Origin of the sequence: Chitinivorax sp. PXF-14 (assembly GCF_040812015.1) — a bacterium.
Taxonomy (GTDB): domain Bacteria; phylum Pseudomonadota; class Gammaproteobacteria; order Burkholderiales; family SCOH01; genus JBFNXJ01.
This window is the reverse complement of sequence record NZ_JBFNXJ010000022.1, coordinates 16,017-36,245: the sequence shown is the minus strand read 5'-3', so window position 1 is coordinate 36,245 and position 20,229 is coordinate 16,017. Positions and strand designations below refer to the sequence as shown.

20 protein-coding genes are annotated in these 20,229 nt (G+C 67.5%); 5 read left to right on the top strand and 15 right to left on the bottom strand.

What is annotated here, in order from left to right; translation table 11 throughout:
* Positions 1-37 precede the first annotated feature (37 nt).
* The 4 genes from ABWL39_RS19545 to ABWL39_RS19530 all read right to left on the bottom strand — a co-directional run bounded on the left by ABWL39_RS19545 (position 38) and on the right by ABWL39_RS19530 (position 3,477).
* Positions 38-694, bottom strand: coding sequence for a hypothetical protein (locus ABWL39_RS19545; protein ID WP_367795455.1), 657 nt, complete (start codon positions 692-694; stop codon positions 38-40).
* Positions 695-760: 66 nt separating this feature from the next.
* Positions 761-2,326 (bottom strand): helicase HerA-like domain-containing protein, encoded by a 1,566-nt coding sequence (locus tag ABWL39_RS19540; protein ID WP_367795452.1) that lies wholly within the window; start codon positions 2,324-2,326, stop codon positions 761-763.
* 137 nt (positions 2,327-2,463) lie between these two features.
* Positions 2,464-2,805, bottom strand: coding sequence for a hypothetical protein (locus tag ABWL39_RS19535; RefSeq protein WP_367795449.1), 342 nt, complete (start codon positions 2,803-2,805; stop codon positions 2,464-2,466).
* Between the two features lie 225 nt (positions 2,806-3,030).
* The gene (locus ABWL39_RS19530; RefSeq protein WP_367795446.1) at positions 3,031-3,477 is read right to left on the bottom strand and encodes a hypothetical protein; all 447 of its coding nucleotides are present in this window, start codon (positions 3,475-3,477) and stop codon (positions 3,031-3,033) included.
* Positions 3,478-3,584: 107 nt separating this feature from the next.
* Between ABWL39_RS19530 and ABWL39_RS19525 the strand changes: the two genes are divergently transcribed.
* Positions 3,585-4,562: a hypothetical protein gene (locus ABWL39_RS19525; protein ID WP_367795443.1), complete on the top strand. Its 978-nt coding sequence runs from the start codon at positions 3,585-3,587 to the stop codon at positions 4,560-4,562.
* Positions 4,563-4,657: 95 nt separating this feature from the next.
* On the opposite strand, the gene ABWL39_RS19520 is transcribed toward ABWL39_RS19525, so the two are convergent.
* Positions 4,658-5,440: a substrate-binding periplasmic protein gene (locus tag ABWL39_RS19520; protein ID WP_367795440.1), complete on the bottom strand. Its 783-nt coding sequence runs from the start codon at positions 5,438-5,440 to the stop codon at positions 4,658-4,660.
* Between the two features lie 209 nt (positions 5,441-5,649).
* Here ABWL39_RS19520 and ABWL39_RS19515 point away from each other — a divergent pair, with 209 nt between their 5' ends.
* Positions 5,650-5,844, top strand: coding sequence for a hypothetical protein (locus ABWL39_RS19515; RefSeq protein WP_367795437.1), 195 nt, complete (start codon positions 5,650-5,652; stop codon positions 5,842-5,844).
* Positions 5,845-5,923: 79 nt separating this feature from the next.
* The gene (locus ABWL39_RS19510) at positions 5,924-6,781 is read left to right on the top strand and encodes an HD domain-containing phosphohydrolase (protein WP_367795434.1); all 858 of its coding nucleotides are present in this window, start codon (positions 5,924-5,926) and stop codon (positions 6,779-6,781) included.
* Positions 6,782-6,814: 33 nt separating this feature from the next.
* On the opposite strand, the gene ABWL39_RS19505 is transcribed toward ABWL39_RS19510, so the two are convergent.
* The 4 genes from ABWL39_RS19505 to ABWL39_RS19490 form a co-directional block, all read right to left on the bottom strand.
* Positions 6,815-7,015 carry a hypothetical protein gene (locus ABWL39_RS19505; protein ID WP_367795431.1) on the bottom strand — a complete coding sequence of 67 codons (201 nt, stop codon included), beginning with the start codon at positions 7,013-7,015 and terminating at the stop codon, positions 6,815-6,817.
* A gap of 252 nt (positions 7,016-7,267) precedes the next feature.
* Entirely contained in the window at positions 7,268-8,368 is a 1,101-nt protein-coding gene (locus ABWL39_RS19500; protein WP_367795428.1) for an NADH:flavin oxidoreductase/NADH oxidase, read from the bottom strand.
* A gap of 64 nt (positions 8,369-8,432) precedes the next feature.
* The gene (locus tag ABWL39_RS19495) at positions 8,433-9,548 is read right to left on the bottom strand and encodes an alkene reductase (protein WP_367795425.1); all 1,116 of its coding nucleotides are present in this window, start codon (positions 9,546-9,548) and stop codon (positions 8,433-8,435) included.
* A gap of 224 nt (positions 9,549-9,772) precedes the next feature.
* The gene (locus ABWL39_RS19490; RefSeq protein ID WP_367795421.1) at positions 9,773-10,378 is read right to left on the bottom strand and encodes a TetR/AcrR family transcriptional regulator; all 606 of its coding nucleotides are present in this window, start codon (positions 10,376-10,378) and stop codon (positions 9,773-9,775) included.
* Between the two features lie 135 nt (positions 10,379-10,513).
* Here ABWL39_RS19490 and ABWL39_RS19485 point away from each other — a divergent pair, with 135 nt between their 5' ends.
* Positions 10,514-10,666 carry a hypothetical protein gene (locus ABWL39_RS19485; RefSeq protein ID WP_367795418.1) on the top strand — a complete coding sequence of 51 codons (153 nt, stop codon included), beginning with the start codon at positions 10,514-10,516 and terminating at the stop codon, positions 10,664-10,666.
* Positions 10,667-10,765: 99 nt separating this feature from the next.
* Here the strand turns inward: ABWL39_RS19485 and ABWL39_RS19480 are convergent, their stop codons facing one another.
* A complete protein-coding gene (locus ABWL39_RS19480; protein ID WP_367795415.1) occupies positions 10,766-13,171 on the bottom strand; it encodes an EAL domain-containing protein in 2,406 nt (801 codons plus the stop codon).
* Positions 13,168-14,433, bottom strand: coding sequence for an HD-GYP domain-containing protein (locus ABWL39_RS19475; RefSeq protein ID WP_367795412.1), 1,266 nt, complete (start codon positions 14,431-14,433; stop codon positions 13,168-13,170). The genes ABWL39_RS19480 and ABWL39_RS19475 overlap by 4 nt, the downstream gene beginning before the upstream one ends.
* A 209-nt stretch (positions 14,434-14,642) precedes the next feature.
* Between ABWL39_RS19475 and ltaE the strand changes: the two genes are divergently transcribed.
* Complete coding sequence (gene ltaE / locus ABWL39_RS19470; protein ID WP_367795533.1) at positions 14,643-15,680, top strand: low-specificity L-threonine aldolase; 1,038 nt, start codon at positions 14,643-14,645, stop codon at positions 15,678-15,680.
* A gap of 82 nt (positions 15,681-15,762) precedes the next feature.
* Here ltaE and ABWL39_RS19465 read toward each other — a convergent pair whose 3' ends face one another.
* The 4 genes from ABWL39_RS19465 to ABWL39_RS19450 all read right to left on the bottom strand — a co-directional run bounded on the left by ABWL39_RS19465 (position 15,763) and on the right by ABWL39_RS19450 (position 20,080).
* The gene (locus tag ABWL39_RS19465; protein WP_367795409.1) at positions 15,763-16,353 is read right to left on the bottom strand and encodes a hypothetical protein; all 591 of its coding nucleotides are present in this window, start codon (positions 16,351-16,353) and stop codon (positions 15,763-15,765) included.
* Positions 16,334-16,852 carry a hypothetical protein gene (locus tag ABWL39_RS19460; protein ID WP_367795406.1) on the bottom strand — a complete coding sequence of 173 codons (519 nt, stop codon included), beginning with the start codon at positions 16,850-16,852 and terminating at the stop codon, positions 16,334-16,336. The genes ABWL39_RS19465 and ABWL39_RS19460 overlap by 20 nt, the downstream gene beginning before the upstream one ends.
* Before the next feature lie 106 nt (positions 16,853-16,958).
* Positions 16,959-18,569: an NAD(P)-binding protein gene (locus tag ABWL39_RS19455; protein WP_367795403.1), complete on the bottom strand. Its 1,611-nt coding sequence runs from the start codon at positions 18,567-18,569 to the stop codon at positions 16,959-16,961.
* Complete coding sequence (locus tag ABWL39_RS19450; RefSeq protein WP_367795400.1) at positions 18,569-20,080, bottom strand: polyamine aminopropyltransferase; 1,512 nt, start codon at positions 20,078-20,080, stop codon at positions 18,569-18,571. Before ABWL39_RS19450 ends, ABWL39_RS19455 begins: the two co-directional genes overlap by 1 nt.
* Between the last annotated feature and the right edge of the window lie 149 nt (positions 20,081-20,229).

Here is a 20,229-nt window from a genome sequence, read left to right as displayed (position 1 = left end):
GTGACCACACGTAGCGGCTTGCCGAGCCCGGCTGGCATCAGTCGCCGGACGCTTGCTTCAGGCGCGTGGCATGGCCGGCTGCTTCCGATGCCAGCTCACCGGCCGCCGTGAGCTGCCATATCTGGCCGTGCCGGTCGACCTCGTAATCGTTGCTGCCGATATGGAAATGTCCGACGTAACCACTCAGCGTCGGTGGCGTGCGTTGCCCGACGCGGGCCGGTTCGGCATTCGCCGCCACGCTGACGATGTCGTACCCGGCCGTGATGAAATAGGTGGCGGGGTCGCCCTTGAGCACGATGCGCACCAGGTAGCGCCCCGCCACCGGGCCATTGGCCGGTGTGGGCTTGGAGACAGCGGACTCGGCGGTATCCGCCGGCCTGGGCGTGGCCTCTGCCGCCGCCGGCGCGCCGCTCGCTGGCGCACCGTCCGCCGTGGTGCTGGTGGACGCAGGCAGCGCCGCCTGCTTGGGGTCGGGCGCATGGGCAGCTTCCGCCGGAGCCGTGCCGGCTTGCGGCGATGGCGCAGGCGCCACCTGCTGCTGAGCGGCTTCCTTGCTGGCCTGCTTGCCGATCAGGCCCGCCTGGTTCAAGGCGACGATCATCGCCGTCGCGGCACCGATCAGCCCGCCACAGGCGGTGATGATGCCGGGCAGGGTGGCCCACCAACTGCCGCTGGGCTTGCTGTCGTCGGCCATGGCTATTCTCCGCAGGCATTGGCTACCCTGCCGTTATAGCGCATGTTCACGGAGATGCCTGCTTGCCTACTTTCTCCCACCCATGATCGACCCGAGCACCCCGCGCAGGATCTCGCGGCCGACGCCGCTGCCGACCGAGCGCGCCATGCTCTTGGCGGCGGCCTGGACCACGCCGTCGTGCTGGCCGCCGCGCGGGCCGGTGTAGCCGAACAGGATGTCGCCGAGCTTGCCGCCGAGGCCGTCGAACATGCCGCCGGATGGCGCTTGCGCCGGCGCCGGGCTGGCTGGCGGCGGGGTCGGGATCGATGTGGGCTGCACTGTGCCGGGGGCCTGCGGCTCGGCGGGTGTTGCGCTGGTGGCGCCGCCCCGCAGCTTTTCATAGGCCGATTCGCGGTCGAGCGCCTGTTCGTAATGGCCGTACACCAGTGAGGACTGGATCACGGCCGTGCGTTCCTCGCCGCTCAAGGGCCCGATGCGGCAGCCGGGCGGGATCACCAGTGCGCGCTCGACCATGTTCGGCCGGCCCTGCTCGTCGAGGAAGGAGATCAGCGCCTCGCCCACGGCCAGCTCGGTGATCGCCTGCGCGGCATCGAAGGCAGGATTGGCGCGCATGGTCTCGGCCGCGGTGGCGACGGCTTTCTGGTCGCGCGGGGTGAAGGCGCGCAGCGCGTGCTGCACGCGGTTGCCGAGCTGGGCGAGCACGGTGTCGGGCACGTCGAGCGGGTTCTGCGTGACGAAATACACACCCACGCCCTTGGAGCGGATCAGCCGCACCACCTGCTCGATCTTCTGCAGCAGCGCGCTCGGTGCGTCGGTGAACAGCAGGTGGGCCTCGTCGAAGAAGAACACCAGCTTGGGCTTGTCCACGTCGCCGACCTCGGGCAGTTGCTCGAACAGCTCGGCCAGCAGCCACAGCAGGAAGGTCGAATAGAGACGCGGCGATTGGTAGAGCTTGTCGGCCGCCAGCACGTTGATCACGCCGTGGCCGTTGACGTCGGTCTGCATCAGGTCGTTGATGTCGAGCATCGGCTCGCCGAAGAAGCGTTCGCCGCCTTCCTGCTCCAGGCTCAAGAGGCCGCGCTGGATCGCGCCGATCGAGGCGACCGAGACATTGCCGTATTGCGTGGTGAACTGCTTCGCGTTGTCGCCGACGAACTGCACCATCGCGCGCAGGTCCTTCAGGTCGAGCAGCAACAGGCCGTTGTCGTCGGCAGCCTTGAAGATGATCTGCAGCACGCCGGCCTGGGTGTCGTTGAGATTGAGCAGGCGCGCGAGCAGCAGCGGTCCCATGTCGGAGATGGTGGCGCGCACCGGGTGGCCGGCGTCGCCGAACACGTCCCAGAACGCGGCAGGGCAGGGGGCGTAGCCGAAGTCGCCGATGCCGAGCTGGGCGAGGCGTGCCTTGAGCTTGGGCGTCTCGCTGCCGACCGCGGCCACGCCCGACAGATCACTTTTCACGTCGGCCATGAACACCGGCACGCCGGCGCGCGAGAAGGCCTCGGCCATGCGGGCGAGCGTGACGGTCTTGCCGGTGCCGGTGGCGCCGGCGATCAGGCCGTGGCGGTTGGCGAGCGCGGGCAGCAGTTCGATGTCGGTATCGCCGGCCTTGGCGACGAGCAGCGGGGCGGTCATGGGAGTGCGTTCTCCGGGTGGGCTGGGGGTTGGCGCATTGTAGCGCGGGAGCAGGCGGGGCGCGGCGCCGGCGCGGTTGCTGGCAAGCAAAAAAGGACGGCGAACCGTCCTTTTTTTGAGCCTTGAGCGAGCCGCGATTACGACTTCTTCTCTTCGGCCTTTTTCTCGTCAGCCTTCTTGCTTTCGGCCTTCACCTTCTTCACCGCCTTGTGCGCCTTGGCGGGCTTCTCTGCCGCCTTGTCGGCAGCGGCCTGTGCCGGTTGCGCGGCGCTGGCGGGCGTCACGGCGACCGCCTGAGCGGCAGGCTTGGCTGCAGTGGCCGGCGTTGCTGCCGGTGCCGCGGGTGTTGCCGGCGTGGCAGCCTGGGCATGCGCAGCGGGGGTAGCAGGCGTGGCAGGGGCTGCGGCGGTAGCGGCGGCTGCGCTGAAGGAAACGGCGGCAACAGCGGAGGCGATCAGGGTAGCGAGCAGCTTGTTCATTCTGGCAATCCTTTGCATGGTTGGGTTAGGTCCGGCGCTTGAGCACGTCGGCTTGTTGCGGGACCCATCTTGCAGCGGCCGCGGTGAACGGAAACTGAATGGCATCCGATGCAGGATGGGCACCCGGCGGCGCCATGCCATGCCGCTGGAAGCCAATACGGACGCGGCCTGCAGCAAGGCTGCAGGCCGCTCTGGACAAGGTGTCTGGCGCGGTGCCAAGTTGTCTTACCAGGGGCAATACAGGCGTGCGCGCTGTTCCTCGCCGACCTCGACCCGTTGTACCGGGCGGTTGCCGCAGCTGTATTCGATCAGTGCCCGTTTCGGGGTATCGCGCGCCGGGTCGCCGCACAGGCGGTTGTTCACCTCGAACTCGTAGCTGCTCTTGCCGTTGGCCTCTGCCTGCAGCTTCCGGCCGAAATCGCAGTAGTGCACGCTGTCGCCATACAGCGCACGGCGGATGCGGATGCCGCTGTTCGACGGGAAATTGCTGTCGCCACCGCGTGCCGCCTCGCGCAGGGCGGCACGGTAGCCCTCGCGATAGCCGTCGCGGTAGCCCTCCTGGTAGGCGCCCGAGCCCCGGCGCGGCGCGCCGTCCCACTGCTCGTCGTCGGCCATGGCGCAGCCTGCCAGCATCAGCAGCGCGGTGGCGCCGATCATCGGTATATTCAACATGGTATTGCTCCTCTCGATGCCGGGAGACGCGCTTGCGCGCCCCGCCGGCTTTTGCGTCCGGACGGCGCCATGGCACACTGCCATTTTAGCCGCCTATCCGACCCGCCATGGACACCCTGAACCCACCTGCCGATGCCACCGAAATCGAGCGCCTGCAAGGCCGCCTCGCCCGCGAGGGGCAGGACTTCCTGCGCGAGCGTTTTCGCCAGATCCGCAAGGCCGCCCGCCCCGACGAGAAGGAGATGCTGCACTACAAGGTGCTGTGCCGCGCCGAGGTAGTCCGCAGCGCGTCGCAATTCACCTTCAGCCGGTGGTGTAGCGGCAAGTCTGAATTAGAAGGCGACGACGCTGAACGTCTTCTTAACTATCTGGTGGAAGAGGGGTTTTGGGATGAGGTGCGCGACCAGCTCGCCGTCGCCCGTGTGCCCGACCAGTATTTCTGGAGCCTGGTGCACGAGCTGGAATCGGTGCGTACCACGCGCCAGAAGCTCAAGGATGCCGCACCCGGCGTCTACCAGGTATGGCGCCCCTCGGTGGTGTGGCCGGGGCGTTACGTGCTCGGCATGCTGGTCATTTACTTCAACGCCAGCACCGGCGCCATGCGCACGCTCGAAATCCATCGCATGAACGGTGCGGCGAGCGAGAGCCACGGGCTGGTCGAGACGCCGGCGATCACCGAAATCCTGCGCGGCTATATTGTCAAGAAATCGAGCCAGCTCGTCGTGCATGCCTTCGAGCGCGAAACGCGGGCCTTCCAGATCACCGTGTTCGCGAGCCTGCTGCAGCAGGACAGGCAGATCAAGGCGATGAGCGGCCTGTGTGTCGGCCTCATCGGCCAGCGTGGCCTGTTCTGCCGGCCTGTCGTGCTGGTGCGCCAGGGCGCTGTGTCGGCTGCGCTGCAGCGGGCCATCGACACCCGGCTCGACGAGGAGGGCTGGCCGCAGCCCGGTTTCGAGGCCGAGTTGGCCCATGAGCCGCTGTACCAGGCGATGGACATCGTCGATGCCGCGGCGGTGCCCGAATTCGTGCGCCTCAGGCTGGCCGAGAGCGCGGCGCTGACGGAGTTTCAGCATCCCGAGTTCTAGCCTGGCGCCGCCCGCCCACCCGTGGCGGGCGATCGGCACATGAATCACTCAACCGTTGTTGAAGCGCACCGCCAGCCGGGGCTGGGCTAAGTGGCCTACTTGCCCGGCTTGGCCTCGTTCCACTCCGTGGCGCCATACCTGGCCAGAATCCGCCCCAGCTCCCCGGATTTGCGCAGCGCAGCCACGCCGGCCGAGTAGAGCGCCGCGTATTGCTGCGCGTGCGTATTGCTGGGCGAGAAGGCCGGGTAGGCATACACCGCTTCGGTGCAGCCGGCCTGGCGCAAGGCCAGCCTCGGGTCTTTGATCTGCATGTAGCGCACCAGCGTTTCGTCCTCGACGAAGGCATCGAGCCGACCTATCTGCAGCTTGCCTATCATCCGCTGCAGCGCGCCGTCGCCGGTGTGGATGTCGAAGTTGGCGTGATGGCGCTGGATGTAGCCATCGAGCGCCTGGCCGTAGGAATAGCTCTGGATCACGCCGACCACCCGCCCCGGTATCGATGCCGTGCCGGTGTAGCGCCAGCTGCCGCCCGGCCGCGTGAAGAAGCAGTAGTGGCCGACCAGGCTCGGCTCGGCGGGGAACACGAAGCCGGGCGCCTCGCGCTTGTAGGCGGCGGTAATCGCCGTCACCCGGTTGGAGCGCGCCTCGGCGAGTGCCCGCGAGTAGTTGAGGTTGCGGTAGCGCACGGTGTAGCCCTGCCGCTCGAACACGGTGCGCAGCAGCTCGACGGCAAAGCCTTCTTCCGCCCCGCCCGCCTTGCAGCTGACCGGGCACCAGTAATCCGGCGCGGCCAGCACGATGTCCTCGGCCAGCAGGCTGGCCGGGTGGCTTGCCAGTGCGAGGCAGGCGATGGTTCTCGCTATCTTCCGTTGTGGCATGCCGGCTCCTGCAGGGTAATCGGCCCGACGCTATGAACCATAGCCCAGCCGTGGGGATACGCCCAGGCGCAGCCATGCAATTGCATGACCCACCGCTTGCAGGAATTGCATCGCTCCTCTTATAACCGCTCAATCTGATCAAATCGCCAGCCGTTCTATTGCACCTGCTGCCATGAGAGCCTGTTTCCATCGACTACAGGAGCCTCATCATGAAACCAGACGGCATTGACGACTGCATCAGCCGGGAGCCGCAGCATGCCTACACCCTCGGGCTTGCCGGGGAGCGCTATTACGGCCCGGAGGACGCCGCCCACCGGGCCGGCCAGCAGGAAGGCAGGCGCCAGCGCGAGGCGGAAGGCTGGCGCGAGTCCATCGCGCGGCTCACGCAAGGCCGCCTCTGGTAATCGGGCGGTGCCCGCCTACACTGAAGCATGGCATTGCCCGAGCCGGCATGCCGCGCCACGCAGGCGGAAGGAGGCCACCATGCAGGTCGTCGAACAGTTCATCAACAGCCTTTACACGATGGCAGCCATGGTCGAGGCGCGCGACCCGTACACTGGCGGCCACCTGTGGCGGGTATCGCAGTTCACCGCGCTGCTGGCGGAAGACCTCAACCTGCCGCGCGCCGAGGTGGCGCGCATCTCGCTGGGCGGCTTTCTGCATGACCTGGGCAAGGTCGGCGTGCCCGACGCGGTGCTGAAGAAACCGGCCAAGCTGACCGAGGACGAATACGCGGTGATCAAGACCCATCCCGGCATCGGCGAGCGGCTGATGCAGGGCCACCCGCTGGCCAGGCTGGTGCGCACCGCCATCCTGCAACACCACGAAACCCACGACGGGCGTGGCTACCCGCTCGGCAGCAAGGGCGACGATATCCCGCTCGATGCGCGCATCGTGGCGATTGCCGATACCTTCGATGCGCTGACCAGCACCCGGCCTTACCGGCGCGGCATGCCGGTGGGCGCCGCGCTCGACATCATCGGCAACGAGCTGGGGCGCCAGTTCGACACCGCACTGGGCAAGCGTTTCATCGCGCTCGGCGAGGCTGGCCTGCTGCATCACATCGTCGGCCACAGCGAGCCCGGCATCCCGCTGCAGATATGCCCGATGTGCGGGCCGACCATCGTGGTGCGGCGCGATCAGCACAGCGGTGATCATGTGTATTGCCGGACTTGCGGCGCGGAGACCATGCTGACGCGCACGGGCGAAGGTGTGTCGGTGGCGCCGACCGGGCGGCTGGGCTCTGCCGAAGACTTGAAGCCGGACGTGGACAGGGGGCTGGTGGCAGAGATGGTGGCCGCGCTGGCGCCCAGCGTCAGCGCGGCGGTGTACGCGGCCTGAAACGGGGTATGGGCGTATCCTGCCCGAGCGGCGCTAGTGCGGTTGCGGCAAGTGTGGCTGTTCGACTGCGGCGTGGACGGCGGAGCTGAACATCAGCCCCATCGCCCCGAGCAGCAGGCCAACGATGACGCTGGCCACCACCCAGTTGGTACGACTGCGCTGGCGGCGGCTGCGCACGGCATAGACCTGGCGCCCGTCGGATGATTGGGGTTGCTGCTCGTCGATGTCGTTCATGTCGATGCCCTTGCTCAAAGACGCCCAGCCGTGCATCGGGAATCACACAGCGGGGATGCGCCGGGTCATGGCAGCCGCTCTCGACGTGGGGCTGCCTATATATGCGTAGCGTAACGCATAGAGCAAGGCAAGGAGGGAATGGTTCCCCATCAGCCGACGGGCGGCATGCATGGCGTCGCGCGCTGCCATGGATATGGCATCAGGCGCATGGCAGCGTGCGGCCCGCCATGCGCCTGATGCAGCGGACCTGTCTCAGTCCGCCAGCGGTTGGCGGACAGTGCTGCCGTGAGGCGCCGCGCGCAGATACTGCACGGGCCAGCTCGTGGCCCGGCCCAGCGCCTGGGCTGCGTGCATGGGCCAGTAGGGGTCGCGCAGCAGTTCGCGGGCGAGCAGCACCATGTCGGCCTGGCCGTTGCGCACGATCTGGTCCGCCTGTGCCGGGTCGGTGATCAGGCCGACGGCGGCGCTGGCCAGGCCGCTGCCACGTCTCACCTGCTCAGCGAACGGGGTCTGGTAACCGGGGCCGACCGGAATCTGCGCGCTGGCGAGGTTGCCGCCGGACGAGCAGTCGAGCAGGTCGACGCCGAGCGCCTTGAGCTCGCGCGCCAGCAATACCGTCTCTTCGGCATGCCAGCCATCGGCCACCCAGTCGGTCGCCGAGACACGGGTCAGCAGCGGCAGGCGCTCGGGCCACACGCTGCGCACCGCGCCGACCACTTCCTTCAGCAGACGCGTACGGTTGTCGAAGCTGCCGCCGTAGCGATCGGTGCGCTGGTTCGAGATCGGCGACAGGAATTCGTGCAGCAGGTAGCCGTGCGCCGCGTGGATCTCGATGGTCTTGAAACCGGCTTCCAGCGCGCGCTGCGCCGCATCGGCAAAGGACCGCACGAGCGACGTGATGGCGGCCTCGTCGAGCTCGGCCGGGGTGGCATAGCCGTCGGCAAACGCCAGCGGCGACGGCGCAACCGGCTGCCAGCCGCCGTCCGCCTCGCTCAGCGTGCCGGTCTGCGTGATCCACGGCAGGGCCGTGGCCGCCTTGCGCCCGGCGTGCGCCAGCTGAATGCCCGCTACCGAGCCCTGGCTGTGGATGAAGGCGTTGATGCGCGCGAGCGGGTCGATCTGCTCGTCGTTCCACAAACCGAGGTCGGCCGGCGTGATGCGGCCCTCGGGCGCCACCGCGGCCGCCTCGGCGATGATCAGGCCGGCGCCACCGACGGCACGGCCGCCGAGGTGGACCAGGTGCCAGTCGTTGGCCAGACCATCCTCGGCCGAATACTGGCACATCGGCGACACGCCGATGCGGTTGGGGAAGGTGACGCCACGCAGCGTCAAGGGTTCGAACAGGTGTGCCATGGGGGCTCCGGAATGTGTTGATCGATGTCGGACGGGCGCGGCGCGGCGCGGCGCCCGCTGCCGATTAAGCCGACTGGGTTTCGAGCTGGGCCAGCGTCGGGTAGTCGGTGTAACCCTCGGCGGCGCCACCGTAGAAGGTGGCCGGGTTGGGCGCATTGAGCGGTGCCTGGCGGCGGAAGCGCTCGACCAGGTCAGGGTTGGCGATGAAAGGCTTGCCGAAGGCAATGGCATCCGCCAGCCCCTGCTCGATGCGGCTGTTGGCCGTGTCGGCGGTATAGCCGCCACAGTAGATCAGTGTGCCGGTGAAGGCCGTACGCAGCGCCTCGCGAAAGCCCTGCGGATAGTCCGGGCCGCCGGCCCAGCCCGGCTCGGCCAGATGCAGGTAGGCGATGTTGCGCTTGCTGAGTTCACGGGCGACATGCAGCGCGGTTTCCTGCGCCTCGTCGTCCTGGATGTCGTTGAATGTGCCCCACGGCGACAGACGCACGCCGACGTGGCCGGCGCCGATCTCGGCGATGGTGGCGTCGACCACTTCGAGCAGGAAGCGCGCGCGGTTCTCGACCGAGCCGCCGTATTCATCTCTGCGCTGGTTCGGGCCGGTGGCGAGGAACTGGTTGAGCAGGTAGCCGTTGGCGGCATGGACCTCGACCAGATCGAAGCCGGCCGCCTTGGCGCGACGCGCGCCGGCGGCAAAGTCGGCGGCGATGGCGTGGATCTCGGCCTGCGTCAGCGCGCGCGGCTCGTCACACGGCTCGTTGGCCGGCGTGCCATCTGGGTGTACGACGAAGGATTGCGAGTTGGCACGGATCGCAGACGGCGCGACGGGCGCCTCGCCGTTGGGTTGCAGCAGGCGGTGCGAGATGCGGCCCACGTGCCACAGCTGCAGCGCGATCTTGCCGCCGGCCGCGTGCACGCCTGCCACCACCTGCTGCCAGCCGGCCTGCTGCGCATCGGTGAAGATGCCTGGTGTCCAGGCATAACCCTGGCCCTGTTGCGAGACCTGCGTGGCCTCGGTGACGATCAGGCCGGCGCTGGCGCGCTGTACGTAGTATTCGGCGTTGAGTGCGGTCGGCACTTCGCCCTGGCCCGCGCGCGAACGCGTGAGCGGGGCCATGACGGTGCGGTTGGCGAGAGTGACGGCACCGACGGTAATCGGGGACAGCAGCGTTGGGTAAGCCATGATCGAGCTCCGTGATTATTAATAGACCAGTCGTCTAGTGTGGGTATCAAAAAAATGGCGTGGGACGCCAGTTTGTATTTCCGGTACTGCACAGTGGCCCGGCCGCTCGGCCAGGAAGCCATCCCGACACCCGGCGGCACCCGCCGGATCGTCGGCATCGCTGCCGGGACATCTGTTGCTGCAAGTGCCATTACTGCCGCCAGCCGTGGTCGGCCGGCGTTACCTCAATTCGTCTGCCCCGGCGCGATGCCCAGTAGCGCGTAGGTCGAGGCCATGGTGGCATCGAGCGCGCTGGGCTCCTTGCGCACCTTGGTCAGCAGGCTCGCGCCCAGCCACAGCTGGTAGAGCGTCTGCGCCGTCTGCTGCGGGTTCAGGTGCATCGGCAGCGAGCCATCGGCGATGCCGGCGGCGATGCAGCGCGCGATGCGCTCGATCACCGCATTCATGCCGGCCTTCAGCGTTTCGCGCATGGCGTCGGACAGGTCCGACACCTCGCCCGACAGCTTCACCGCCAGACACTGCTGGTGGCAGCTGCAGGCCGCCTGGTTGTCGTACCACTGGCGCCAGTAGCCCATCAGCCGCGCGCGCGCGGGCAGCGCGGTGTTCTGGAAGCGTTCGTCGATACGCGCTGCGTAGTCGCTGAAATAACGGCCGAGCAGGTCGACACCGAACTGCTCCTTCGACTTGAAATAGTGATAGAACGACCCCTTCGGCACTTCGGCGGTGGCGAGAATCTCGGACAGCCCGACGGCGGCATAGCCCTTGCCGAGGATGATGGATTCGCCCACGTCGAGAATATGCTCGCGGGTATCGCTGAAGTCGTTGCGCATGGTGGTAATCTAGCACTGATTAGACCGGTCGTCTAGTGACGTTGAAAATGCCTGGCGTGATCGCGTCATCCGCTATGACTGCCTGTGGTGCATGGCTGCTAACATGGCGCGATTGCCGACGATAGCCGGTGATGAATGCCCTGGCTCGAGCCTGGTGCATTGCTGCTCGCCGCCATGCCGTGCGCTGGCTTCGTGGGGGTTGGCGGCGCAGGATTTTCTGCTGTGGTCGAGCCCGATGGCGATGTGTTCCACATCAACCACGGCGCCTCGATGTCCGACCTGAAGTAAACCCACAGTCGGCGGTGACGGCCTGGCTGCCCGCTGCCAGCGTTCACATGGGAGGGAAGGCGAACCCGCCTGGCTGCAAGCAGGGCGGGCCGGGGGCGATCAGCCCGGGGTGTATTCCTGCAGCAGCTGTTCCAGCGCGCCGGGCGGTTGGGCGGGGGAGAACAGGTAGCCCTGGTAATGGTCGCAGCCGAGCTCCATGAGATAATCGGCCTGGTGCTGCTGCTCCACGCCCTCGGCGACGACCTTGAGCCGCAGCGCGCGGGCCATCTGGATGATGGCTTCGACGATGCCCTCGTCGCCCTCGTCGCCCGGCACGTCCTTGACGAAGGAGCGGTCGATCTTGAGCTTGCTGATCGGAAAGCGCTTGAGATAGGCCAGGCTTGAATAGCCGGTGCCGAAATCGTCGATCGACAGCCGCACGCCGAGTGCCGCCAGGCCTTCGAGCCGCTTCAGCGCATCGTTGGCATCGCGGATCAGGATGGACTCGGTCAGTTCGAGTTCGAGCAGCCGCGGCGGCAGGCCGTATTGCTGCAGCAGGTCGCCGACGCGGGCGACGAAATCGACCTGCTGGAACTGCAGCGCCGACACGTTGACGGCCACCGGCAGCGTGCGCCCGCCGTCGTGCCAGCGCGCCGCCTGGTGGATGGCCTCTTCCAGCACCCAGTTGCCGATCGGCACGATGACGCCGGTTTCCTCTGCGATCGGGATGAACTGGCCTGGCGGCACCACGCCGAGCTCGGGGTCGGTCCAGCGCAGTAGTGCCTCGACGCCGATCACCTGGCCGCTGCGTATCTCGATCTGCGGCTGGTAGTGCAGCGAGAAGCCGTCGTTGGCCAGCGCCAGCCGCATCGCGTGGTCGAGCTTCATGCGCGACAGCAGGCCGACATTCATCTGCCGCTGGTAGAAGCGGAAATCGGAGCGACCGCGCTCCTTGACGTAATACATCGCGCTGTCGGCATTCTTGATCAGCTCGTCGAGCGTCTTGCCGTCCGATGGATAGAGCGCCACGCCGATGCTGCAGGTGACGGTGAACGACAGCTCGTCGAAGGTGATCGGGCGCGACAGCGTCTCCAGCACGCGGCGGGCGATCAACTCGGTGGTGGCCGGGTCCACCTGGTTCAGCAGCACGACGAATTCGTCACCGCCCAGGCGCGCGGCGGTATCCACCGAGCGCAGGCAGATCTTCAGGCGCTCCGCCACTTCGACCAGCACGCGGTCGCCGAACACGTGGCCGAGCGAGTCGTTGATGTGCTTGAAGCGGTCGAGATCGAGGAACAGGATGGCGAACTGCAGGCCGTTGCGCTCGCACAGGTGCATCGCCTGCGCCATGCGCTCGTTGAGCAGCAGGCGGTTGGGCAGGCCGGTCAGCGAGTCGTTGTAGGCCAGCTCCTCGATGCGGCGCTTGGCTTCGAGCGATTCGGTCAGGTCCTTGAAGAAGCCGACGCAGTTGACCGGCTTGCCGTCGGCATCGAGCACGCGCACCAGCGACATCAGCGAGGGGTAGCTCTCGCCGGTCTTGCGCCGGCACCATACCTCGCCTTCCCAGAAGCCGTCGTGGTCGAGGCCGTGCTTGATCTGGTCGACCAGCGTCACGTCGGTGGCGCTGGCCATGAAATCGGTCGGCGAGCGCCCGCCCATCTCGTCCCGCGTGTAGCCGGTCAGCACCTCGCAGCGCGGGTTGACGGCGATGATGTGGCGTTCGGGGTCGGTGACGAAGATGGCGTCGAGGCTCGATTCGAATACCTTGGCGGCGAGCTGCAGGCGCTGCTCGTCGGCCAGGCGCTGGGTGATGTCGCGGAACGAGTAGACGCGCCCGATCGGCCGGCTGCGCGCGTACTGCGGCAGGGTGACGCGTTCCAGCACCTTGCCGGTCTTGAGCATCAGCACGTCGGTGGATTCGATCAGCGGCGAGCGGGCGATCACCGCCAGGCGTTCGACATAGCGGTCGGCATCGAGCACGCAGGTGCTCATCCAGGCGAACACGGCGGTATCGTCTCGGCGTGTGAGCAGGTGTTCGGGCAGGTCCCACAGCTCGGCGAAGCGCTGGTTGAAGCCGCGCACATTGCCGGCCGGGTCGATCACCAGGATGCCGTCGGCGGTCGATTCTAGCGTGGCGCGCAGCTCGGCGATCAGGTGTTCGAGCTCGTTTTCGACGCGGCGCTGGTCGGAGTAGTCGCGTATCGCCACCACGTACATCGATTCATGGTCGACCTGCATGCGGCTGACCCGGCGCTCGACCCGTAGCGTCGCGCCGTCGGGGCGGTTGAGCATGGTCTCGGACAGGATCTGGTCCGAGCGGCCGGCAGCCACGTCCTCCCAGAAAAACACATCTTCGGGCGTGGACACTAGGTCGATCACCGCCTTGCCCGCGAGCCCGCCGCGCGCCACGCCGAGCATGGATTCGGCGGCCTGGTTGGCCATGAGGATGCGCAGTTCGAGCGGATCGACCAGCCACACCGCGTCGAGCAGGCCTTCGAGCAGGGGGGCGAGGAGATTGGCCTTCATGGCTGCGCCTTGGTTTCCCGGCCGCGTTCGAAGAAGTAGCACATGCGCTTGCGTGGCGACAGGTAGTCGTACACCGGCTTGGGCAGTTGCAGGGGCTTGAGGCTGCGGCGGATGCCGAGCTCGGCGCAGTCCTCGAGATCGACCACGATCGCTTCCTCGCGCGGCTGGCGCGGGTCGTGGATGATCACCTGAGGCTTGAGCGGGCGCGAGGAGTTGACCGACACCACCAGCGCGTAGCGCTCATCGGTGAGCTGCACCACCGAGCCCGGCGGATAGACGCCCATCATGCGGATGAACAGCGACATGGTGGCCGCGTCGAAGTGCGGTTTCATCTGCGCGAACATCAGCGATAGCGCCTCGTGCGGCGTGATCGAATGGGCCGGGTTGGCCGGGTTGCACAGATTGTCGTAACGGTTGGTGATGGCCACGATGCGGCTGGCCGGGCTCAGCTTGTCGCCACCCAGGCGGCGCGGGAAACCCGTGCCGTCGGCGTGTTCGTGGTGCTGGGCGACGGCGAGCAGCACGGCGGCGTTGAGGCCCATCTTGCGGCCGATCTCGATGCCGTGCATCACGTGCATCTGGAACAGTTCGCGCTCGGCCGAGGTAAAGCTGTCGTCGCGGCAGCGTAGCCGGTCGGGCAATTCGATCTTGCCGATGTCGTGCAGCAGGGCGGCCACGCCGAGGTCCTGCATGGCGGCGGCGGGCAGGCCGGCAGCCTTGCCCAGCAGCAGCGACAGGATGGTGACGTTGAGTGCGTGCAGCGAGCTTTCCTCGCCCGATTTTTCGGAAAGCAGGCGGATGGTGGCCTCGTGGTCGCCCAGCAGTTCGTCGACGAAACCCTTGATCAGCGCTTCGCTCTGCTCGCGCGACTGGACCGGCTTGGCATGCACGGTCTTCATGACCTGCTTGTACAGCTTCGCGCCTTCGGCGAACTTGCGTTCGCAAGCCTGCAGACTGGCGCGCTGCTGGGCGAGCATTGCGTTGCGCTGTCTGGCGGCGAGCTGGGCCGGTGTTTCCTGGATTTCCTGGGGCTTGGCGGCGGCCTCCGTGCCGTTGGTCGCGGCGGGCGTGGCGTCGCTCTTGTCGGGCGAATAGCGGATCGTGGCGAGGCCCAGCGAACGCAGCGTGTCGATCTGGTCCTGCGAGCGTATCTTGAAGCTGTTGAGCGAGAAAGGGTGGTCCATCCAGCCGAGATCAAGATGGATATACATGCCTACGCGCAGGCGAGCGACATCGATGAACAGGTCTTGACCGTCGGTCATGCTCTGGATACTCGTATAACTCTGTCTAATTGATAGCACAAACCGGTTGCCGCGATGCTCCGGCGCGGCTTGCCCAAGCGTTCGCATTCTACAGATACAGCGCTGGTGGGCATAATCGGCAGATAATATATTCATTACAGCAAGGCGCCACTGGCACCGCCGTATCCGGGAGTGCGACACTGGCGCCCTGTCCACCCCATTACCGAGCGATCATGCCTATCGACGTCCGCAGTGATACCGTCACCCATCCGACCCCCGCCATGCGCACGGCCATGGCCACTGCCGCCGTCGGCGACGACTGTTATGGCGACGATCCGACGGTGCGCGAGCTCGAACAACTGGCCGCCGCCATGCTGGGCAAGGAGGCCGCGCTGTTCGTGCCGTCCGGCACCTTCGGCAACCAGCTCGCGCTGTTCACGCACTGCGAGCGCGGCGACGAGGTCATCGTCGGCGAGGACAGCCATATCGTCTGGCACGAGGTCGGTGCGGCGGCAGTGATCGCCGGCGTCAACCTGCGGCCCATCGCCAACCCGCAAGGCGCGCTGGATGCCGCCGAGGTGGCGCGGCGCATCCGCCCCGGCGGCGACATCCACCTGCCGAAAACCGGCCTGATCTGCCTTGAGAACGCCCATGGCAGCGGCCGCGTGGTGTCGCTCGACGCCATGCGTGCGGTGCGCGAGGTGGCGCGGGCGCACGGCTTGCCGGTGCATCTCGACGGCGCGCGCGTGTTCAACGCCGCCGCGGCGCTCGCGGTCGACGCAGGCGAGATCGCCGCCCAGGCCGACAGCGTGATGTTCTGCCTGTCGAAAGGGCTGGCTGCGCCGGTCGGCTCTATGCTGGTCGGAGAGGCCGGCTTCATCGAGCGCGCGCGCAAGAAACGCAAGCTGATGGGCGGTGGCCTGCGCCAGGCCGGCGTGCTGGCCGCGCCAGGGCTGATCGCGCTGCGCGAGATGACGCTGCGCCTCGGCGACGACCATGCCAACGCCAAACGGCTCGCCCAGGGCCTGCGCGGCTTGCCCGGCGTCCGCATCCGGGAGGACCAGCTCGACATCAATATGGTCTGGTTCGATCTCGATGGCGACTTCGACGTGGCGGGCATGATGGTGGTGCTGGCGGCGCACGGCATTCTCGCCAATCCGCCCGAGGACGGCGCGATGCGGCTGGTGACGCACTGGCAGGTCGGCGCGGCCGAGGTCGAGTGCGTGGTGCAGGCGATGACGGCGGCGCTGGCCACGGCACGGCGCTAGCGCCTGTTGGGGCTATCCGGGGCTGTGCCGGAATGCGCCTGGCGAGGCCTATTGCACCATCCCGCGCGGTGGTGGGGGCGGCTTACTGGGCGCGAGCCCGTTCCGGCTGCGCCGGAATCGCCTTCAGCCCGTCGCCGGGGCGCACGCCTTCCCGCGCCAGCGCGTCGCGTAGCGGCTGTGGAATCTTGTGCGTCACGACACGCTGGCGCGCCATTTCCGCTTCGAGCCGGCGCGTGCCGCCAAAGGCCCTGACATAGCGCTGCGCGGCATCCCGCATCAGCGCGTCGAGCTCATCGGCGGGCAGCAGCGGCGTGGGGTCGAACAACCTGTCCGGTACACCGAGCACCTTGAGCTGCTTGCCATAGGCCCGGATCACCGCGCCGAAATCGGGCTCGCTGACGGCTGGCCCCTGCTCATCCGCCTGGACCGTATGCAGGCCGGCCACGATGTAGACGGCCCCGCCGGCTTCACGCCGGCTCGCGAATACCCATTGCGCCGTCGGGCCCAGCGCGCGGTACACCGCCGCCGAGCGTGGCAACGCGTCGAAATGCACGAGCCTGGGGTCGAAACTCAGGCCGAGCAGCGGGTCGGCCATCTGCGGCTCACCTGCCCTGGCCGCCAGTGCACACAGCGCCAGCAGGCCGAATAGCAGACTACGGACGATAGATTTCATACGCCACTTCATCCTTGCGATAGGCCGGGCCGGGGTAGATACCCGTGCCCTGCACGAAGTCAGATTCCCAGGTGCTGCCGTTGTACATCTGGATATGGCCGGCACTCTGGCCGGTGGGCGGCTGCAGCACGATGATGTCGCCCTTCTGCGGTGTGTAGCCTTCGGCCACTATCTTACCGAAGCCGAGCTCGGCCAGCTTGGCGCCGTAGTCCTTCGCATACAGCGGGCGCGGCAGTGAGATGGTGACGCCGCCGGCCTCGATCGCCTGGCGCACATACTTGGCGCACTGCCCCTGGCTCTTGTCGTGGACATTGGCATCGAGGTGCTTCACGGCATCGTCGATGCTGTACTTCTTCTTGGCGGCGGCCGGTGCCGTGTTGCCTGCTGTCGCCGGCGCGCTGGCTGGGGATGGCGTCGCCGTCAACGCGAGCGTGCCGGCGTCGATCGGTGGATTGTTGCTGCTGCTGCCCAAGGGGCCGGGAATGCTGGCGCCAGCCATGGTGCGTCCCTCCGTGAAGATGGCGGCTGCCGTGGCCGCGCTTTCAGTATAGGTCGGGCCGCGCAGGTCGGGCCGCGCAGGTCGGGCCGCATCAGCCCGGGCCATGTCAGCCCACGCCACCGAGCACCGCCAGCGCCGCGCGCCAGCCCCACCAGGCGGCCTCCTCGAATACCGAGATGCCCGACAGGTCGCTGTGCGCGAACAGCAGGCGCTGGTCAGCGCCTCGCAGTGCGGCGATGCCGGGCCGGGACAGGAAACCGGGTGCGGGGCTGACCATGGCGTGGCCGCGCACGGTGATCTCAACCGACTGCGTGTTGAGCCACAGGTGGTGGCCATAGGCTGCGCGCAGGTCGCTGTTGGCGAGCTCGTACAGCTCATCGGTGCCGGCCTGCATGAGCCAGCGCCGGATATTGGCCGGGGTGTCGTGCGCGAGCGCGTGGTAGGCGCTGAACACGGTCTGCTCGGGCCGTGCCTGGCGGATCAGCTGGTGCGTCGACACCACGTAGCCGAGGCTCTGGCTGCCGTAGACGACGTTGTCCCAGCTCAGCGCCTCGCCCGCCAGCTCGGGCGGAAAGCCGCGCAGCAGGAAATTCGACACCAGCCACGGCACGTGCGGGACTGCCGCGTCGCCCGGCACGCCGAGCGCGGGCACCACGCGCTGCGCCAGCTGCAGCGGCATGGCGCAGATCGCGCGCTCGGCGCGCACGGTGAAGACGCGAGCATCCGCGGCGGCCGACTCGGCACACAGGATGTCGACGCCGTGCCCGCCATCGCTCAGCTGCAGCGCGAAGCCGGGTTGCCAGCGCCCGCCCGTGGCGCCGGTGGCGGCCTGCTGCAGGCGGCGCGTGAGCGGGTTGAGGCCGTCTGGCCAGGTCAGCACCGCACCGTCGTCGGCATTGGCGGCCTGGCCCGCGCGGCTGGCGAAATAGTGCAGGCCGGCCCAGGCCGAGACCTGGCCCAGGCCGGCGCCGTAGTCGTCGCGGCAGGCATAGTCGAGATACCAACGCAGCGTAGGCGCGCTGTAGCCCTCGCGCGTGAGCCAGGCCGCGAAGCTGAGGCGGTCGAGCGCCGTCCAGCGCGGGTCTTGCGACGATTGTGCGAGCGGGATGCAGAATACGCGGCGGCCATCGGCGCCGCGTGCCACCTTGAGCGCGTCGATGTGACGGAAGAAGCGCTGCTGCTGCGCCGCCTCGTCGGCGGGGATGCCCTTGCTCGGCAGCGTGCCCTCCTGCCAGCGGCCCTGGTACAGCACGCGCGACTCGGGGGCATGCACCAGCACGCGTTCGTCGAAATGCGGGCGCGCCGTAGCGGCCCCGCTTTCGATCACGCCGAAGTCGGCGAGCATTTCGCGCACGTGTACCGATTCCAGCGAGGGCAGCGGCAGGTAGTGCGCGCCGCGCGGGTAGCGCAGCCCGGCCATCTCGCCGGCCGCCGCATTGCCGTAGGGCTCGGGCCCGGCCAGCAGCACGAAGTCGCGGTAGCCCTCGCGCGCGAGCTTCCAGGCGGCGGTCAGGCCGGCTACGCCGCTGCCGAGGATCACCGTGCCGGTGCGCAGCTCGCCGCTGCTCGCGGGCAGCGACTTGAGGTCGCGCAGCCAGTGGCCCTCGCGCTGGCCGGGCAGGTGCAGCGTCACGGGAATGCTCATGTGCTGGATGCGCTTGCAGCCGGCCAGCAGCGTGCTGCCGGCGGCAAGCTGCAGGAAGCGCCGGCGCTGCATCAGCGTAGCACCTCGGCCCAGTCCTGCTCGAAATAATGCACCAGCGACTGGTTGTTGAGCCGGTTTGGCTCGACCGCGATGCGTTGCATATCGGGCGGGAAGGCGAACATCAGCCGTGTCGATTCGGCATTGAGAAAGCGCATCGGGAAGCGGTATTGCGTCGGCGGGGCGTAGCGCGGCGTCTTGCCGGCAACGATGAAGCCCCATTCACCGAAGCTCGGCACATAGGCGTGGTAGGGCCAGGTATGGAGCCCGGCCTCGCGCAGCGTGGCATCGACGCACCAGTAGGCGTGCGGCGCGAAATACGGCGAGGTGGATTGCACCACGGCCAGGCCGTTCTCGCTCAGGTGCTTGGCCAGCAGCCGGTAGAAGGGTACCGAGTAGAGCTTGCCGATGCCGAAGTTGCCGGGGTCGGGAAAATCGACGATGACGGCGTCGAACACCGCGTCGGCACTCTCGAGCCAGCGCCCGGCATCCTCGTTGACGACATGCACGCGCGGGTTCTTGAGCGAGCCGCCGTTGAGCCTGACGAGCGGCTCGGCGGTCGAGAACAGGCCGGTCATGGCCGGATCGAGGTCGACCAGCGTGATGCGCTCGATATTCGGGTACTTGAGTATCTCGCGCACCGCCAGCCCGTCACCGCCGCCGAGTACCAGCACCGAGCGCGCCCACGGCAGCGGCGTCAGCACCGGGTGCACCAGCGCCTCGTGGTAGCGGTGCTCGTCGCGCGAGCTGAACTGCAGGTTGCCGTTGATGTACAGGCGCAGGTCGTCGTGCCAGCGCGTCAGCACCAGACGCTGGTAGGGCGTGGTCTCGGCGTGCACGATCTCGTCGCCGAACAGGCCGCGCTCGGACCAGTGGATCATCCGGTCTGAGGCCAGAAAGCCGCCGGCCAGCAGGCAGATGACGATGCTCGCACGCAGCACCTTGGCCGACAGCCGCGTCAGCTCACGGCGGAATACATAGGCCGTCCACAGCGCCACGGCGGCATTGAGCATGCCGAACAGAAAGCCGGTACGCGCCAGCCCCAGCTTGGGCGCCAGCACGAGCGGGAACAACAGCGACACGGCCAGCGCGCCGAGGTAGTCGAAAGTCAGCACGCGGCTCACCAGCTCCTTGAACTCGGCCTGGCGCGCATTGAGCACGCGCATCACCAGCGGGATCTCCATGCCCACCAGCACGCCGACGACGAACACCAGCGCGTACAGCACGGTGCGGAACGGCGCCGCGAGCCAGCCGAAGACCAGGAACAGCACGGCCGCCGACACCCCGCCGACCAGGCCGACCAGCAGCTCGATGTCGATGAAGCGTGCCAGCGCGTCTTCGTCCTTCACGTATTGCGCCAGGTGCGAGCCCACACCCATGGCGAACAGGTAGCAGCCGATGATGCTTGAGAACTGCAGCACCGAGTCGCCGAGCAGGTAGCTCGACAGCGCGCCGGCGATCAGCTCGTAGGCGAGCCCGCAGGAAGCGACGACGAAGACGGAGAGGATGAGTATGCGGTCGAGCATGGGCTGTGGGGGAGTGATTGTCTCGCGTACACGTAGGCTAGCATCAGCCACCCGAATTTAAGTGTCTGACCATCTCAAGTTTTGACATGTTGACCCGATTTACTTATTGCCATTCAGAAAAAGTTCAGCAGTAGGCTGCGAAAAAATAA

Coding starts and splice junctions, on each gene's coding strand:
- ABWL39_RS19545 (WP_367795455.1), bottom strand. CDS start 694: ATGGCCGACGACAGCAAGCCCAGCGGCAGTTGGTGGGCCACCCTGCCC.
- ABWL39_RS19505 (WP_367795431.1), bottom strand. CDS start 7,015: ATGAACGACATCGACGAGCAGCAACCCCAATCATCCGACGGGCGCCAG.
- ABWL39_RS19510 (WP_367795434.1), top strand. CDS start 5,924: ATGCAGGTCGTCGAACAGTTCATCAACAGCCTTTACACGATGGCAGCC.
- ABWL39_RS19530 (WP_367795446.1), bottom strand. CDS start 3,477: ATGTTGAATATACCGATGATCGGCGCCACCGCGCTGCTGATGCTGGCA.
- ABWL39_RS19490 (WP_367795421.1), bottom strand. CDS start 10,378: ATGCGCAACGACTTCAGCGATACCCGCGAGCATATTCTCGACGTGGGC.
- ABWL39_RS19475 (WP_367795412.1), bottom strand. CDS start 14,433: ATGACCGACGGTCAAGACCTGTTCATCGATGTCGCTCGCCTGCGCGTA.
- ABWL39_RS19520 (WP_367795440.1), bottom strand. CDS start 5,440: ATGCCACAACGGAAGATAGCGAGAACCATCGCCTGCCTCGCACTGGCA.
- ABWL39_RS19465 (WP_367795409.1), bottom strand. CDS start 16,353: ATGAAATCTATCGTCCGTAGTCTGCTATTCGGCCTGCTGGCGCTGTGT.
- ABWL39_RS19535 (WP_367795449.1), bottom strand. CDS start 2,805: ATGAACAAGCTGCTCGCTACCCTGATCGCCTCCGCTGTTGCCGCCGTT.
- ABWL39_RS19460 (WP_367795406.1), bottom strand. CDS start 16,852: ATGGCTGGCGCCAGCATTCCCGGCCCCTTGGGCAGCAGCAGCAACAAT.
- ABWL39_RS19525 (WP_367795443.1), top strand. CDS start 3,585: ATGGACACCCTGAACCCACCTGCCGATGCCACCGAAATCGAGCGCCTG.
- ABWL39_RS19495 (WP_367795425.1), bottom strand. CDS start 9,548: ATGGCTTACCCAACGCTGCTGTCCCCGATTACCGTCGGTGCCGTCACT.
- ABWL39_RS19500 (WP_367795428.1), bottom strand. CDS start 8,368: ATGGCACACCTGTTCGAACCCTTGACGCTGCGTGGCGTCACCTTCCCC.
- ABWL39_RS19455 (WP_367795403.1), bottom strand. CDS start 18,569: ATGCAGCGCCGGCGCTTCCTGCAGCTTGCCGCCGGCAGCACGCTGCTG.
- ABWL39_RS19480 (WP_367795415.1), bottom strand. CDS start 13,171: ATGAAGGCCAATCTCCTCGCCCCCCTGCTCGAAGGCCTGCTCGACGCG.
- ABWL39_RS19485 (WP_367795418.1), top strand. CDS start 10,514: ATGCCCTGGCTCGAGCCTGGTGCATTGCTGCTCGCCGCCATGCCGTGC.
- ABWL39_RS19540 (WP_367795452.1), bottom strand. CDS start 2,326: ATGACCGCCCCGCTGCTCGTCGCCAAGGCCGGCGATACCGACATCGAA.
- ABWL39_RS19450 (WP_367795400.1), bottom strand. CDS start 20,080: ATGCTCGACCGCATACTCATCCTCTCCGTCTTCGTCGTCGCTTCCTGC.
- ABWL39_RS19515 (WP_367795437.1), top strand. CDS start 5,650: ATGAAACCAGACGGCATTGACGACTGCATCAGCCGGGAGCCGCAGCAT.